Raw genomic sequence first — 14,361 nt, 5'->3', positions numbered from 1 at the left:
CCCGTCGGGCCCCGTGCTCAGCGGCGGCGGTACGCCAGGTCGAACACAAGGCGTCCGGCCCGCTGGGACTTCGCCTCGAAGCTCGTGATCGGTCGACCCTCGAACCGGGGCGCCCAGCCGCCTTCGTGGTCCACGGGGTCCGCGGCCGCCGCGCCGGCCCGCGCCTCACCCAGGCCGGCCCGCAGCGGGCGCTCCTCCTCGGCCGCGCGCTCCCAGCCCGCGGGCAGCGGCTGGGCACCCACCTCGGTCTCCCTGCCCTCGCGGCGCACCCGCGTGAGCGGGGAGTCCTCGCCTGCGGCGCGCCCGGGGAAGAGGTTCTCGAACTCCGGGTGCGCCTCGAGCACCTCGCGCATCTGCACGGCGTAGCCCGACCAGTCCGTCGCCAGCCGCAGCACCCCGCCGGGGGCGAGCACCCGCGCCACGCGGTCCGCGAAGGCGGGGGAGACCAGGCGGCGCTTGTGGTGCCGCTTCTTGTGCCACGGGTCCGGGAAGAACACCCACACCTCGGAGACGGAGCCGGGCGTGAGCAGGGCGTCCAGCAGCTCGGGGGCGTTGGCCTCCACGGCGCGGACGTTCTCCAGGCCCTGCTGCTCCACGCGCGTCATGAGCGCGGCCAGGCCGGGCACGTAGACCTCAACGGCGAGCACGTTCCAGTCCGGCCGGTCGGCGGCGGCCTGCGCCGTGGACTCGCCCAGCCCGGAGCCGATGTCCACGAGCAGGGGGGCCTCGCGCCCGAACACCCCGGCCCAGTCCAGTCGGGCCTGGGCGTCCACCGAGGTGGCGCCGCGGCCGCGGGGCACGTCCACGAGGACCCGCTCCGCCTGGCGGTCCCACACGGCCTGCCGCCCCGCGTTCAGGCGCGCACCGCGTCGGACGAAGGAGACCGGCTCCCGTCGGACGAGGGCGGGGTCCTTGTCCCGATTGTGGTCGTGCGCGTGGACGCGCTCGGCGGGCGGCGGGACGGCGTCGGGGTCGGGTGCGTCCGGGCGGGGGCGGGGGAGGTGCTCAGTCATCGCCCCGATCCTGCCACGGCCGTGCGTCGACGGCGCCGACCGCGGTCGCCGCCGGCGCCCGGCGCCGGGGTCAGGGGGTGCCGCTGGAGCGGTCTCCCGACGTGGGCGGCGCGGGCGCCGAGGCCGTCGTGGCGGTCGGCTCGGGCGCGGACTCGGTCGGGTCCGGCGCGGGGTCCGTGGCCGGCGCGCTCGTGGACGGGCCGGACGGGCTCGGGGACGTGGGGGTCGGCGTCGCGGAGGTCGGCGTCGGGTCGGGGGTGCTCGGCGTCGGACTGCCGGATCCCGTGCCCGACGGCGAGGACGAGGTGGGGGGAGACGTCGGGGAGGACGGCGTGGCCGAGCCGGTGGGCGTGGGGGCCGAGGAGGACGGGGCCGTGCTGCTCGGCACCGTGCTGCTCGGCACCGGGGTGGTCGCGCTGGGCGTCGGGGCCGCCGTGTCGGCGGGCGCGGACGGGGGCGGCACGGGTGCGTCGGTGGCCTCCTGCGTCCGCGAGGACGTCTCGGGCTCCGGCTCGGGGGCGGGCTCCGGCTGCTGGTCCTCGGGGGTCGGGGTGGAGCGGTCCGGCAGACGCAGGTCGGCGGGGGCGGAGGCGGCGTCCGCGGCGACGTGGCCCAGGTCGGACAGCCAGGGGGCTGCCGTGTCCCGGGGGATCCGCACCGTCAGCACACCCGCGGCGGCTGGCGCCATGGACGCCTGGTCCGCCTCGAGCATCAGGCTGCCGTCCGGGAGGAAGACCACCGCGTCCCAGACGCGACGGTTCTCCACCTGCTCCGGCGCGTCGACCGCCGAGTCCAGGCGCGAGCCGATCACGTCCGGGTCGTTGGCCATGCGCTGGCGCACCTCGGCGCGGAACGCGTCCCAGCCGTCGGGGGTGAAGAGATCGGCGGTCTCGAGCACGCGGTCCTCGCGGGCCGAGTACCAGATCACGTGCGAGGTGGACACGGAGTCCGTGCCGCGCCGTTCCGTGGCGAGCAGGCGGGCCGCGGCGATGTCCTCGGCCACGACGGCGAGCTGCGGCTGGATCTCCAGGCGCGGGTCCGCGCTGGGGTCGGTGTCCCGGCGGTACTGGTCGATCTGGGCGCGCACGGCCCCGGCCATGGCCTCCGACCAGGCCGGCGCCCCGGGCACCTGCAGCCACGCCCCGTGGTGGTCCGGGTCCTCGCCCTCGAGCACGGCGACGCTCGCCTCCGGCACCCTCGCGAGGTCGTGCGAGGGGACCTCGACCGTGAACGGGGCCATGTCCATGGACGGCAGGGCGGAGGCCGCCGTCGTGTCGGGCGCAGGCTCGGGCTGCGGCTCGGTGCGAGCACAGGCGCTCAGCGCCACCAGGGCGACGGCGGCCAGGCCGAGGGCCGCGCGGCCACGGCGGGGGGAGGGCAGGACGGGACGCATGCGATTCACTTCCGGTGGTCGGAGGACTCCAGGATGGCCTCGACGCGGGCGGCCATCTCGTCCGCTGTCGGCGGGCGCCAGTCCGGGTCGTTCCGGCGGCGGGCGTCGCGGCGCAGGCGCAGGGCCACCCAGATCGCGAGGAAGGCCAGAATCAGGACCAGGACGATGTTGGAGAAGACGTCCGCGTACTCGGAGATGACGTGGAACCGCTCCCCGAGCGCGTAGCCGCCGTAGACGAAGATCGCGTTCCAGATCAAGGAGCCCAGCGCCGTGAACAGGGTGAACTTCGCGAGGTTCATCCGCTCGATGCCCGCGGGGATGGAGATCAGGGAGCGGAACACGGGGACCATGCGGCCCAGGAACACGGTCCAGTAGCCGTAGCGGATGAACCAGCGCTCGGTCTTGGCCACGTCCTCCATGTCCACCAGCGGCATGCGGTCCACGATGCGGTACATGCGGCGGCGGCCGAGCCACGCGCCGATGCCGTAGAGGGCCAGTGCGCCGACGATCGAGCCGACCGTCGCCCAGACCAGCGCGGCATGCGGGCTGAAGGCGCCGCCGGCCGCGGTGAAGCCGGCCAGGGGCAGGATCACCTCGGACGGGATGGGCGGGAAGATGTTCTCCGCGAAGACGGCCAGGCCGACGCCGATCGGGCCGACCGCCTCCATGACGTCCACGACGATGTTGCCGAGCCAGCCGTAGTCGGTGGGCGCGGCGGCGGCCACGCTCAGGGGTGTGACGAGGGGGAGCATGCGCCCCATTGTCCATCATCGACCGCCTCCGCGACGTGGTGGAGGCGCCGACGTCGTCCGCTCTGCGCGCACAGTCGCGCCTCCGGGCGGGCGGGAGCGGGCTGCCGTTGGTAGTGTCAGAGGCGCTGACCGCTCACCGACCGTTCGCGCCACACCCCACTCCACGTGCGTGCCGCGGGCCCTACTGGAAGGAAGACTCCATGAGCATCGTCCAGATTCCGCTGCGCCTGGCCTCCGGCGCGTTCATCCTGAACTCCGGCCTGAACAAGCGCGGCATCTCCGCGGAGCAGGCCCAGGGCCTGCGCGACATGGGCGCCCGCGGCCTGCCCGCGCTGGCCAACCTGTCGCCGGAGCAGTTCAAGAAGTTCCTCGTGACCACGGAGATCGGCGTGGGCTCGGCCCTGCTGGCCCCGTTCGTCCCGGGCTGGCTCGCCGGCTCCGCCCTGACCGCGTTCTCCGGCGGCCTGTTCTCCATGTACCTGAACACCCCGGAGATGACCGAGGCCGACGGTGTGCGTCCGTCCCAGGAGGGCACCGGCGTCGCCAAGGACATCTTCCTGGTCGCCTCCGGCCTGGCCATCACCGCCGACTCCGTGGCCAACCGCCCCGGCAAGCGCCGCAAGGCCGCCAAGAAGCGCGCCGCCCGCATCGAGGGCGCCCGCGACGCCAAGGTGCAGGCCATCCGCGACGCCCAGGACGAGAAGGTCGCCGCGATCCACGCCGCCCGTGAGGAGCAGGTCGCCGCGCTGCGCGAGGCCCGTGACGAGCTGAAGAAGCTGCGCAAGAAGGCCTGACGCCTCCGCCGCACGCGTGAGGGGCCCCGCCCGGACCATGGTCCGGGCGGGGCCCCTCACGCATGTGCCCGCCCACCGGGCGGGCAGGCTCAGAGGTCGATCTCGGTGGGGTGCAGCACGCGGCGCAGGAAGTCCTGGGTGCGCGGCTGCTGGGGGTCGGAGATCACCGCGGCGGCCGGGCCGGCCTCCACCACGACGCCGCCGTCCATGAACACGACCCGGTCGGCCACCTCACGGGCGAAGCCCATCTCGTGGGTGACCACGAGCATGGTCATGCCGTCGCGGGCCAGCTGACGCATGATCGCCAGGACGTCGCCGACGGTCTCGGGGTCGAGGGCCGAGGTGGGCTCGTCGAAGAGCATCAGCTGCGGGTCCATGGCCAGCGCACGGGCGATCGCCACGCGCTGCTGCTGGCCGCCGGAGAGCTGGTCCGGGTAGCGGTCCTCGAGCTCGGCCAGGCCCACGCGGGCCAGCTGCCGACGGGCGATGTCCGCCGCCTCGGCCTTGCCCCGCTTGAGCACCTTGAGCTGGGCCACGGTGCAGTTCTCCAGCACGGACAGGTGCGGGAACAGGTTGAACTGCTGGAACACCATGCCCACGTGGCGGCGCAGCACGTCCAGGTCCACGTCCTCGTCCGTGACCGTGAACTCACCGACCGTGACGACGCCCGAGTCGGGCTTCTCCAGCAGGTTCACGCAGCGCAGGAGGGTGGACTTGCCCGAGCCGGACGGGCCGATCAGGCACACGACCTCGCCAGGGGCGACCTCGAGGTCGATGCCGCGCAGCACGTGGTTGGCGCCGAAGGACTTGTTGAGGCCGGCCACATGCACGCCGGCGGCGTCCGCGGCGGCCACCGCGCCGAAGGATCCGGTGATGGGGTTCTGCTGGGCCATCTCAGTGCCCCTTCTTGGTCGAACGGGCCTCGAACCGGCGGGCCAGCAGGGACAGCGGCACGGTGATCACGAGGTAGAACAGGCCGGCCACGAGGATCGGCGTCATGCCGGCGTCGAGGGCGGAGATGCCGTCGCGGCCGAACTTGGTGAGCTCGTACTCGTGCGCGGCCAGGCCGAGCACGTAGACCAGCGAGGAATCCTTGGTCAGGAGGATGACCTCATTGGTGAGCGGCGGCAGCACGATGCGGAACGCCTGGGGGATCACGATGGTGACCATGGCCCGCCACGTCGGCATGCCGAGGGACCGGGCCGCCTCCATCTGGCCGCGGGGCACGGCCTGCAGGCCGGCACGCAGGGTCTCGGCGATGTAGGCGGCCGAGACCATGCCCAGGGCCACCATCACGACGACGGGGATCGGCCAGGACACCCCGAACGCAAAGGGCACCCCGTAGCCGAAGGCGAGGAACACCAGCAGCGCGGGGACGCCGCGGAAGAACTCGACGTAGGCGGTGGCCAGCCACCGGTACGGGCCGAACGAGCTCAGGCGCATGAGCGCGAGCACGATGCCGCCCAGGAGGCCGACGACGAACGAGGTGACCGTGTAGAACAGCGTGTTGCCCAGGCCCACGAGGATCACGTTGGGGAACATCGGGGCCACGGCGGGGAAGTTCAGGACGTTCTCGGCGAGCGTGCCCCAGTCGATGAGGACGGCCAGGACGACGAGGGCGAGGACGAAGACGGCCGCCTGGATGATCAGGGACAGCCGGCGACGGCGGCGCGCACGGCCGGGCTTCATGGCCGGTGCGGGCGAGACGGGGGTCTGCGTGCTCATCGGTAGTCCTCCTGTGCCTGACCGAACCAGCGCTCCTGGAGCTCGGCCACGGTGCCGTCGTTGCGCAGCTCCTGCAGCGCGCGGTTCACGGCGGAGCCGAGCTGCGCCTTCTGCGGGCCGACCGCCATGCCGAGCTGCTCGCCCGTGGGCAGCGACTCGACCACCTCGAAGCGATCGTCGTCCTTGAGCGAGTAGAGCAGCACGGACTGGTTGCCCAGGGCGGCGTCCACGGTGCCGGCCTGGAGGGCCTGGATCTGCATGCCGCCGTCCTCGAACTGCACGGGGCTCAGGCCGTTCTGCTGGGCGTACTCGTCGCCGGTGGTCGCGGCCTGCACGCCGATCCGGCGGCCCTTCGCGGACTCGACGTCGGTGATGCCGGAGCCCTTCTTCGCGACCAGGACGAGGTCGTCGTCGAGGTAGGGGAGGGTGAAGGCCATGACGCGCTGGCGGGCCTCGGTGATGGAGATCGACGAGGCGTTCACGTCGCAGCCGGTGAGCGAGGCACCCGACTCGATGGCCTCGAAGGAGGAGTCGATCACGTTCACCCCGAGGCCCAGCTTCTCCGCCACCGCCTCGACCAGCTGGATGTCGTAGCCGGTCAGCTCACCCTTCTCCTCGAACTCGAAGGGCGGGTAGGGGATGTCGGAGCAGACCGTCAGGACGCCGGGCTGGACGAGGCCGTACGAGGTGCTCAGGTCGTCGTCGGACACGATGCCGGCGGATCCGGCGTCGCCGCCGAGGACGGCGCAGCCGGTGAGCAGCGCCGCTGACGCGGTGAGCCCCACGGCGCCGAGGAGGCGGGAGTGGATGCGGGTCATGGAGTGCCTTCTGTGCCGCCGTCGGGAGGACGGGCGTGCGGGTCGGAGGGAGCCGGCAGAGTGACGTGTTCCGCCGTGATTGGTGGTCATCGTAGTGCGTCGGGCCCGTCGCGGGCGCCGGGAGACGACTCGTCGCCGCGGAGCGAGCCGATCGACCGGTGGCCCTGCCGCGGCCCGCCCCAGCAGACGAAGGCTGGCCTCGCGCTGTGGGGATTGCCAGGCTGGTCACATCGTCGTCACCCGGTCTGAGAGGTCTCTCATCCTCCGCACCGCCGCCCCCGCCCGCCCCGTCGCCACCCTGTCCCTGCTCGCGGTGGGCGCCCTCGCGCTCGTCGGCTGTGCCGGGGGCGGCGGCGAGGCCTCGTCCTCCGCGTCGGCCGACGCGTCCGAGTCCGCCACGACGGGGGCCGGCTCGGACCTCACGGACGAGCAGGAGGAGCGTGTGGAGGCGCTCGAGGACGTCCTGCTCACGCCCCAGACCGCGCCCGACGGCGTGTTCACGGACATGGAGACCCAGGCCGGCGGCGGGGGTGAGCCGATCAGCACGAGTCTGAGCCTGACGGGCGTCACCCCCACGGGCGCCTGCGCGGACCTCATCGAGCAGATCAACACGCAGCAGGCGCCCGGGCTCGGCGGTGCGCTGGCCCAGTACGAGGTGGACCCGGCCGCGGTCACCGGCCTGGCCGGTTCCCAGGCCGGGGCGTTCGGCATGGTCGCGGTCACCGAGGACGGCACCGATCTGCTGGAGCCCTTCGGCGAGCTGACCGACACGTGCGGCACGTTCGGCGACCCGGACGGCGTCGAGGCGGCCTTCACGACGGTGCCCGGCGTGCCGGACGCGGTCCACATCTCCCTGGGGAACTCGGGCATGGACACGGCCTTGTTCACCATGACCGTCGGCGGCGTCACGGACGGGGACGAGCTCGTGTACCTCGGCATGGTGGGCCTCGACGAGGAGATCGCGGCCGAGACGCTGCGTGCCCAGGTCGAGGCGTTCGAGAAGCGGGAGCGCTGACCTCTCAGTCGTCGGGCCGCGGCGTCGGCTCGAGGCGGGCGCCGTCGTCGGACACCGGGTCCGCGTGGAACGGGCTGCCCGAGCTGACGTCCTCCGGGCATCGCCCTCCCGACTCGACCGCGAGGAGGCGCCCCTCCTCGGAGAGCAGGGGTGTGGCCTCGATCGTGAGGCTCTCGCCGGCGCGCACGGCCTCGGCCACGAGCCGGGCCAGGCGGCGGATGCGGGCCTCGTACCGTTCGAAGTCCTCGAGCACCGCGGTGTGCCGCGTCGCCAGCTGGATCTCGACGGAGGCGTCGATGCCGACGGCCAGCTGGCGGGCACGCAGCACCTCCGCGTCGAAGGCAGCCCCGGCCAACAGCACGATGCACGCCACCCACGCGAGGGCGAGCACGCCGATCGCGGAGTTGATCCGCCCGACCACGGCGAACTGGCCGAACCGGTCCGTGATCCAGCCCAGGGCCACGGTGGCGCCGAAGAGCAGGACCACCACGGCCACGGCGCCGAGCGAGAGCGGGCGGTAGCGGGGCTGCCGGACGTTGGGCCCCAGGCGGTAGGCGAGGGTCACGATGAGGGCGATCACCACGAGGATGACCGGCCACTTCACCACGTTCCACGTCTGGACCGTCTCCTCCGGCAGGCCGACGGCCTGGCCGAGGCGCTGGGAGAGGTCCCCGCCGACGACCACCAGGATCGTGATCAGCACGGCGCCGAGCATGAGGGCGAGCGTCTCGACGAAGACCACGAGGCGGAAGTGGAGGAAGGGCCGGCCCTCGCGGGTGTCGTGGATGCGGTGCATGGCCCGGTGGAACGCGCCGACGGCGCCCGAGGCGGACACCACGGTGCCGACGGCCCCCAGGACGACGGCGCCGGTGCCGGGCCCGGCCGAGCCGAGGGTCAGGATCCACTCGCGGACGACGTCGGGCGTCAGCGACGGCCAGATCTCGGCGGCCAGGTGCGCCGCGGCGTCCACGGTCTCCTCCTCGACGCCCAGCAGCGAGACCACGGAGAGCAGGGCGACGACGGTGGGCAGCAGAGACAGCGCCCCGAAGAAGGTCATGGCGGCGGCCACATCCCAGACCTGCAGCTCGAAGAGCCGGTGCAGGGTGCGGCGCAGGACGTACAGCAGGGACACCCGCGGTCGGGTGTACGTGCGGAGGCGCCGGGGCGCCGCTGTGGAGCCGGCCATGGCACCAACGTACCGGCGCGCGGGGGAATAGCCCTGGCACGAGGGGAGTTGAGCTACATAGACTCAACTTTGTCTCGGCGGTGGGAATGGCCCGCCGTCGACGGTTGTCCGACACCCCCGGGACACGGGGGAGAGAAGGAGCGAGGCGCACATGGATGCCAAGTTCACCACCAAGAGCCAGGAGGCGCTCTCGGCCGCGGCCATGAACGCCTCCACCGCCGGCAACCCCCAGATCGAGCCGGCCCACCTGCTGAAGGCCCTGATGGACCAGCGGGAGTCCGTCGCCGTGGCCGTCCTCAAGGCCGCCGGGGCCGACCCCGACGCCGTCTCCACGGCGGCCTCCTCGGCCATCCAGCGCCTGCCCTCCACCCAGGGCAGCACGGTGGCCCAGGCGCAGCTCTCGCGCGCCGCCCTGCAGGTCGTGCAGAACGCGCGCACCCAGGCCGAGCAGCGCTCGGACCAGTTCGTCTCCACCGAGCACCTGCTGCTCGGCGTGGCCGCGGATCCGGGCGAGGCCGGTGAGGCACTGCGCTCGAACGGGGCGAGCCTCGAGGCGCTCGCCGCCGCCCTGACCCAGGTGCGCGGCGACTCCCGCGTCACCACCCAGGACCCGGAGACCACCTTCCAGTCCCTGGAGAAGTACGGCACGGACCTCACCGAGCTCGCCCGCTCCGGCAAGCTCGACCCGGTGATCGGCCGCGACGCCGAGATCCGCCGCGTGGTGCAGGTGCTCTCGCGCCGCACCAAGAACAACCCCGTGCTCATCGGCGAGCCCGGCGTCGGCAAGACCGCCGTCGTCGAGGGCCTGGCCCAGCGGATGGTGGCCGGGGACGTCCCCGAGTCCCTGCGCGGCAAGACGCTGATCAGCCTGGACCTGGGCGCCATGGTCGCCGGCGCCAAGTACCGCGGTGAGTTCGAGGAGCGCCTGAAGGCCGTCCTCGAGGAGATCAAGGCCGCCGAGGGGCAGGTCGTCACGTTCATCGACGAGATCCACACCGTCGTGGGTGCGGGCGCGTCCGAGGGCGCCATGGACGCCGGCAACATGCTCAAGCCCATGCTGGCCCGCGGCGAGCTGCGCCTGATCGGCGCGACCACCTTGGACGAGTACCGCGAGAACATCGAGAAGGACCCCGCCCTGGAGCGCCGCTTCCAGCAGGTCTTCGTGGGCGAGCCCAGCGTGGACGACACGATCGCCATCCTGCGCGGGCTCAAGGAGCGCTACGAGGCCCACCACAAGGTGGCCATCGCCGACTCCGCGCTCGTGGCCGCGGCCACGCTGTCCCACCGGTACATCACCGGCCGCCAGCTGCCCGACAAGGCCATCGACCTCGTGGACGAGGCCGCCTCACGCCTGCGCATGGAGATCGACTCCGCCCCGGAGGAGATCGACGTCCTGCGCCGCCAGGTGGACCGCCTGACCATGGAGGAGCTCGCCCTCGAAGGCGAGACGGACCCGGCATCCGTCGAGCGGCTCGAGGCCCTGCGCGCCGAGAAGGCGGACCGCGAGGAGGAGCTCACCGCCCTCACCGCCCGCTGGGACGCGGAGAAGGCCACCCTGAACGAGGCCGGTGACCTGCGCGCCAAGGTGGACGAGCTGCGCTCGCTGGCCGAGAAGGCCCAGCGCGACGGCGACCTCGCCGAGGCCTCCCGCCTGCTGTACGGCGAGATCCCCGCGCTGGAGAAGCAGCTCGAGGAGGCGGACCGCGCCGCCCGCGAGGCCGACCGCTCGAGCACCGAGCCGATGGTCTCCGAGGAGGTCACGGCGGACGACATCGCCGAGGTGGTCTCCGCGTGGACCGGCATCCCCTCCGGCCGCATGCTCACCACCGAGTCCGAGAAGCTGCTCACCATGGAGGAGCACCTCGGCGAGCGGCTGATCGGGCAGCGGGACGCCGTCGTCGCCGTCGCGGACGCGGTGCGCCGCTCGCGGGCCGGCATCGCGGACCCGAACCGGCCCACCGGCTCGTTCCTGTTCCTGGGCCCCACGGGCGTGGGCAAGACCGAGCTCGCCAAGGCGCTCGCGGAGTTCCTCTTCGACGACGAGCGCGCCATGGTGCGGATCGACATGTCCGAGTACGCGGAGAAGCACTCCGTCTCCCGCCTGGTCGGCGCCCCTCCGGGATACGTCGGCTACGACGAGGGCGGCCAGCTCACGGAGGCCGTGCGGCGTCGCCCCTACTCGGTGGTGCTGCTGGACGAGGTGGAGAAGGCTCATCCCGAGGTCTTCGACATCCTGCTCCAGGTGCTCGACGACGGCCGCCTCACCGACGGCCAGGGCCGCACCGTGGACTTCCGCAACGTGATCCTGATCCTCACCTCGAACCTGGGCTCGCAGTTCCTCGTGGACCCGACCCTGGACGAGGCCGCCAAGCGCGAGTCCGTGATGTCCGTGGTGCGCGCGGCGTTCAAGCCCGAGTTCCTCAACCGCCTGGACGAGATCGTGCTGTTCGACGCGCTCACCGTGGACGAGCTGACGCGGATCGTGGACCTGCAGGTCGAGTCCCTGCAGGCGCGCCTGACGGACCGCCGCCTCACCCTCGAGGTGTCCGACGCCGCCAAGGCGTGGCTCGCCGAGACCGGGTTCGACCCGGCCTACGGCGCCCGGCCCCTGCGCCGCCTGGTGCAGCGCGAGATCGGCGACCAGCTGGCCCGCGGCATCCTCGCCGGGGAGATCGCGGACGGGGACACCGTGGTCGTGGACCGCGTCGAGGGCGAGAACGGCCTCACCGTGACCCGGAAGGGCTGACGCCGGGTCCGACGGACCGTGTTCCTCCTCCCTCTGGCACGTTGGGGGCGGTTTCGGGTGGTATCCAGGATGGATACCACCCGAAACCGCCCCCGACGGCATCTGTGAGTGGGGGGTCAGAAGGTCCCCACCGCGGCGCCGTGGACCCCGGCCCAGCTCACGAGGCCGAAGGCGACGCACGCCGTCAGCGCCGTGTAGAGGACGATGGCGACGGCCTGCCATGCCATCACGCGGTTCCGGCTCGCCCCGAAGGACACCATGGCCGGGGCCGCGACGTGCCCGGGGATGAAGAACCAGGGGCCGAGCAGGCTCAGCCCGGGCACGCCCCACGTCTCGAATCGGCGGTGCAGGTGGACGTGGTGATCGGCCACCGGGGTGCCGGGGTCGGTCGCCGGAACCGCGGTGTCGGCGGCCCTCCCACGACGCGCCGTGACGGCGGAGCGCACGCCGTGGGCCGCGTAGACCAGGAGCGCGACGGCGAGGAGGTTGCCCAGCACTGCGGCGGGGATGGCCACCCACGGGTGCACCCCGACGACGACGCCGATCAGCCCGGCGCCCTCGCCCTCCACGAACGGGATGAAGGAGACGAGGAAGACGCCGAGGCCCTGCAGGCCGTCGGGCAGCCCCATCACGAACTCGCGTGCGGTGTTCATCAGGTCCATCGTGACCACGTTCCTCTCCAGCGCTCTCGTTCGGGAAACCGTCGTGTTCCCCGGCGTCGTCGTCCGGGATCCGGTCGGGCTCCCGAGCTCTGACTCCAGCCTTCCGGCCGCCGCCCGTCCTCAGAAGTGCCGTGCGGTCACCTCCGCCCGGGCAATTCCGCACGGCGGGCAATGACAGTTGTCACGCCCGTAGGGTGAGGCCCATGAGGATCGAGGGGAACCACGACGACGGCCGCCCGGCCCCGCCGGCCGTCGCACCGGGGCGCCGTCCGACCGGTGCCCTGCCCACGGCCGGCCTCGCGGGCACAGGGTCGGCCGGACCCACCGTCCCCGGCCCGTACTCCGGCGACCTCACCGGCGCGTGGTGGTACACGTGGACCGGCTTCCTGCTCTGTGTCCTGGTGATCGCCGGCTTCTCCGCGTTCGGCCCGCTGTCCCACCTGCGGGAGCACCTGGAGGCCGGTCGCACCGAGCAGGTCGTCGCACTGGCGGTCCTGCTCCTGCTCCACGTCCTCGGAGTCGTCGGCCAGCTGCACGTCGCCCGCCACTTCCAGGCCCCGCCGCCCGAGGAGACGGAGGGGCCGGTGCTCGGCCGGCGGGACCTGGCCTGGCTGTTCGGCCCCACCGTCCCGCTCGCGCTCGCCGGTGCCGTCTTTCCGGCGCTGGGGCTCACGGGGACGGGCACGTGGTGGGCCCTGCCCCTCTGGCTGTCGTCCCTCGTCCTCGCCCTGCTGGTGCACCCGCGCCGGCGGCATCCCGTCCTCTGGGGCGGCGTGGCGGCCTCACTCGTCCTCGGGGCGGCGGCGGTCCTCCAGGATCCCGCAGGGCCCGCCGACACGGCTGTCGGCTTCCTCGTCTGGTCCGTGATCACCGCCTGCATGATCGTCCCCACGGTCTGGTTCTGGAGGCTGATGCAGCGCCTCGACAACGCCCGGCGGCAGGCCGCGGACCTCGCCGTCACCCGCGAGCGGCTGCGCTTCGCCGCCGACCTGCACGACGTCCAGGGCCACCACCTGCAGGTCATCGCACTCAAGGCCGAGCTCGCCGAGCGCCTGCTGGCCAAGGGCCGGACCGAGGACGCCGAAGCCTCGCTGCACGAGGTGCGTGAGCAGGCCCGGGAGGCGCTCGCCGAGACCCGGGCCCTCGTCCGCGACCTCCGCGAGGTCTCCGCCGAGCGCGAGCTGGTCAACGCGAAGGAGGTGCTCACCGCCGCCGGCACCGCCACCGAGGTCGGCGCCGACCCGCACCTGGGCTCGCTCGGCACGGCCGCCGGCCGCCTGGTCGGTCTGGCCGTCCGCGAGGCCACCACGAACATCCTGCGCCACGCCTCGGCCGGCCACGCCCGCATCGAGCTCACCGCGGCCGGCCCGGACGCGGTGAGCCTCGTCATCGTCAACGACGGCGCTCCCACGGCAGACGCCGGCACCGGCGGCACCGGGCTGGCGGCCCTGGCCGAGCGCGCGGAGGCCGCCGGCGGGACCCTGACCGCCGCCCAGGCCGGCGGGGAGTTCACCCTGACCCTGACCGTGCCCCGCACCGAGAAGGAGACCGCATGAGTGACCCGACCGAGAGGATCCGCGTGCTCGTCGCCGACGACGAGGTCCTCATCCGTGGCGCTGTGGAGGCGCTGCTCGCCCTGGAGGAGGACCTGGAGGTGCTGCCCGGCATCTCCGACGGCATCGCCGCCGTGGCCGCCGCACAGGAGCACCGCCCGGACGTCTGTCTGCTGGACCTGGAGATGCCCGGGCTGGACGGCGTGGAGGCCGCCCAGCAGATCCTCCGCTCGGTGCCCACGAAGGTCGTCATCTTCACCCGGCACGCCCGCCCCGGCGTGCTGCGCCGGGCGCTCGCGGCGCAGGTGTCCGGGTTCGTCCCGAAGTCGACGCCGGCCGAGGAGCTGGCCGTCGTCCTGCGGCAGGTGGTGGCGGGCCGGCGCTACGTGGACCCCGAGATCGCCGCCTCCGCGCTGACGGCCGAGCGCAGCCCCCTGACCGAGCGCGAGCTGGACGTGCTGCGGGCCGGGCGGGACGCCGCCCGCGTGGAGGACATCGCCGCCGCCCTGCACCTGGCCCCGGGGACCGTGCGGAACCACGTCTCGAACGCGATCGGCAAGCTCGGTGTGCGGACCCGCCAGGAGGCCGAACGGGCCGCGTGGGAGGCCGGCTGGATCTGAGCGCGGCCGGCCCTGCAGAAGACGCGTCGGGGGCGGTTTCGGGTGGTATCCGGCCTGGATACCACCCGAAACCGCCCCCGACGG

13 protein-coding genes are annotated in these 14,361 nt (G+C 73.3%); 5 read left to right on the top strand and 8 right to left on the bottom strand.

Annotated elements, in window-relative coordinates:
- Nucleotides 1–17: 17 nt before the first annotated feature.
- The 3 genes from trmB to NR073_RS01430 form a co-directional block, all read right to left on the bottom strand.
- The gene (gene trmB, locus NR073_RS01440; protein ID WP_095347367.1) at nucleotides 18–1,013 is read right to left on the bottom strand and encodes a tRNA (guanosine(46)-N7)-methyltransferase TrmB; all 996 of its coding nucleotides are present in this window, start codon (nucleotides 1,011–1,013) and stop codon (nucleotides 18–20) included.
- A gap of 70 nt (nucleotides 1,014–1,083) precedes the next feature.
- A complete protein-coding gene (locus NR073_RS01435; RefSeq protein ID WP_158184890.1) occupies nucleotides 1,084–2,406 on the bottom strand; it encodes a hypothetical protein in 1,323 nt (440 codons plus the stop codon).
- Nucleotides 2,407–2,411: 5 nt separating this feature from the next.
- A complete protein-coding gene (locus tag NR073_RS01430; protein WP_036339327.1) occupies nucleotides 2,412–3,158 on the bottom strand; it encodes a DedA family protein in 747 nt (248 codons plus the stop codon).
- A gap of 200 nt (nucleotides 3,159–3,358) precedes the next feature.
- Between NR073_RS01430 and NR073_RS01425 the strand changes: the two genes are divergently transcribed.
- A complete protein-coding gene (locus NR073_RS01425; protein WP_036339324.1) occupies nucleotides 3,359–3,952 on the top strand; it encodes a hypothetical protein in 594 nt (197 codons plus the stop codon).
- Between the two features lie 89 nt (nucleotides 3,953–4,041).
- Here the strand turns inward: NR073_RS01425 and NR073_RS01420 are convergent, their stop codons facing one another.
- Genes NR073_RS01420 through NR073_RS01410 form a run of 3 tightly spaced genes read right to left on the bottom strand, consistent with a single transcriptional unit; the run spans nucleotide 4,042 to nucleotide 6,495 of the window.
- The gene (locus tag NR073_RS01420) at nucleotides 4,042–4,845 is read right to left on the bottom strand and encodes an amino acid ABC transporter ATP-binding protein (protein ID WP_036339321.1); all 804 of its coding nucleotides are present in this window, start codon (nucleotides 4,843–4,845) and stop codon (nucleotides 4,042–4,044) included.
- Between the two features lies 1 nt (nucleotide 4,846).
- Complete coding sequence (locus NR073_RS01415) at nucleotides 4,847–5,677, bottom strand: amino acid ABC transporter permease (protein WP_052001180.1); 831 nt, start codon at nucleotides 5,675–5,677, stop codon at nucleotides 4,847–4,849.
- A complete protein-coding gene (locus NR073_RS01410) occupies nucleotides 5,674–6,495 on the bottom strand; it encodes an ABC transporter substrate-binding protein (protein ID WP_010080238.1) in 822 nt (273 codons plus the stop codon). The genes NR073_RS01415 and NR073_RS01410 overlap by 4 nt, the downstream gene beginning before the upstream one ends.
- A gap of 313 nt (nucleotides 6,496–6,808) precedes the next feature.
- Here NR073_RS01410 and NR073_RS01405 point away from each other — a divergent pair, with 313 nt between their 5' ends.
- Nucleotides 6,809–7,510, top strand: coding sequence for a hypothetical protein (locus NR073_RS01405; protein WP_231866263.1), 702 nt, complete (start codon nucleotides 6,809–6,811; stop codon nucleotides 7,508–7,510).
- Between the two features lie 4 nt (nucleotides 7,511–7,514).
- On the opposite strand, the gene NR073_RS01400 is transcribed toward NR073_RS01405, so the two are convergent.
- Nucleotides 7,515–8,696 carry a YihY/virulence factor BrkB family protein gene (locus NR073_RS01400; protein ID WP_036339319.1) on the bottom strand — a complete coding sequence of 394 codons (1,182 nt, stop codon included), beginning with the start codon at nucleotides 8,694–8,696 and terminating at the stop codon, nucleotides 7,515–7,517.
- Nucleotides 8,697–8,847: 151 nt separating this feature from the next.
- Here NR073_RS01400 and clpB point away from each other — a divergent pair, with 151 nt between their 5' ends.
- Nucleotides 8,848–11,442 carry an ATP-dependent chaperone ClpB gene (gene clpB / locus NR073_RS01395; protein ID WP_036339316.1) on the top strand — a complete coding sequence of 865 codons (2,595 nt, stop codon included), beginning with the start codon at nucleotides 8,848–8,850 and terminating at the stop codon, nucleotides 11,440–11,442.
- 116 nt (nucleotides 11,443–11,558) lie between these two features.
- Here the strand turns inward: clpB and NR073_RS01390 are convergent, their stop codons facing one another.
- On the bottom strand, nucleotides 11,559–12,095 hold the full coding sequence (locus NR073_RS01390) for a hypothetical protein (protein WP_036339337.1): 537 nt from the start codon (nucleotides 12,093–12,095) through the stop codon (nucleotides 11,559–11,561).
- Nucleotides 12,096–12,307: 212 nt separating this feature from the next.
- Here NR073_RS01390 and NR073_RS01385 point away from each other — a divergent pair, with 212 nt between their 5' ends.
- Together NR073_RS01385 and NR073_RS01380 are read left to right on the top strand one after the other, a co-directional pair.
- Complete coding sequence (locus tag NR073_RS01385) at nucleotides 12,308–13,660, top strand: sensor histidine kinase (protein WP_052001176.1); 1,353 nt, start codon at nucleotides 12,308–12,310, stop codon at nucleotides 13,658–13,660.
- Nucleotides 13,657–14,277 carry a response regulator transcription factor gene (locus tag NR073_RS01380; RefSeq protein WP_036339313.1) on the top strand — a complete coding sequence of 207 codons (621 nt, stop codon included), beginning with the start codon at nucleotides 13,657–13,659 and terminating at the stop codon, nucleotides 14,275–14,277. Before NR073_RS01385 ends, NR073_RS01380 begins: the two co-directional genes overlap by 4 nt.
- Nucleotides 14,278–14,361: the final 84 nt, after the last annotated feature.

This window comes from Micrococcus sp. Mcc28 (assembly GCF_024519775.1).
In the GTDB taxonomy this organism is placed as follows: domain Bacteria; phylum Actinomycetota; class Actinomycetes; order Actinomycetales; family Micrococcaceae; genus Micrococcus; species Micrococcus luteus.
This window is presented reverse-complemented; position numbering and strand designations above follow the sequence as displayed.

Excerpts from the sequence above, each read along its gene's own strand:
- trmB (WP_095347367.1), bottom strand. The coding sequence starts at position 1,013 with ATGACTGAGCACCTCCCCCGCCCCCGCCCGGACGCACCCGACCCCGAC.
- NR073_RS01435 (WP_158184890.1), bottom strand. The coding sequence starts at position 2,406 with ATGCGTCCCGTCCTGCCCTCCCCCCGCCGTGGCCGCGCGGCCCTCGGC.
- NR073_RS01430 (WP_036339327.1), bottom strand. The coding sequence starts at position 3,158 with ATGCTCCCCCTCGTCACACCCCTGAGCGTGGCCGCCGCCGCGCCCACC.
- NR073_RS01425 (WP_036339324.1), top strand. The coding sequence starts at position 3,359 with ATGAGCATCGTCCAGATTCCGCTGCGCCTGGCCTCCGGCGCGTTCATC.
- NR073_RS01420 (WP_036339321.1), bottom strand. The coding sequence starts at position 4,845 with ATGGCCCAGCAGAACCCCATCACCGGATCCTTCGGCGCGGTGGCCGCC.
- NR073_RS01415 (WP_052001180.1), bottom strand. The coding sequence starts at position 5,677 with ATGAGCACGCAGACCCCCGTCTCGCCCGCACCGGCCATGAAGCCCGGC.
- NR073_RS01410 (WP_010080238.1), bottom strand. The coding sequence starts at position 6,495 with ATGACCCGCATCCACTCCCGCCTCCTCGGCGCCGTGGGGCTCACCGCG.
- NR073_RS01400 (WP_036339319.1), bottom strand. The coding sequence starts at position 8,696 with ATGGCCGGCTCCACAGCGGCGCCCCGGCGCCTCCGCACGTACACCCGA.
- clpB (WP_036339316.1), top strand. The coding sequence starts at position 8,848 with ATGGATGCCAAGTTCACCACCAAGAGCCAGGAGGCGCTCTCGGCCGCG.
- NR073_RS01390 (WP_036339337.1), bottom strand. The coding sequence starts at position 12,095 with ATGAACACCGCACGCGAGTTCGTGATGGGGCTGCCCGACGGCCTGCAG.
- NR073_RS01385 (WP_052001176.1), top strand. The coding sequence starts at position 12,308 with ATGAGGATCGAGGGGAACCACGACGACGGCCGCCCGGCCCCGCCGGCC.
- NR073_RS01380 (WP_036339313.1), top strand. The coding sequence starts at position 13,657 with ATGAGTGACCCGACCGAGAGGATCCGCGTGCTCGTCGCCGACGACGAG.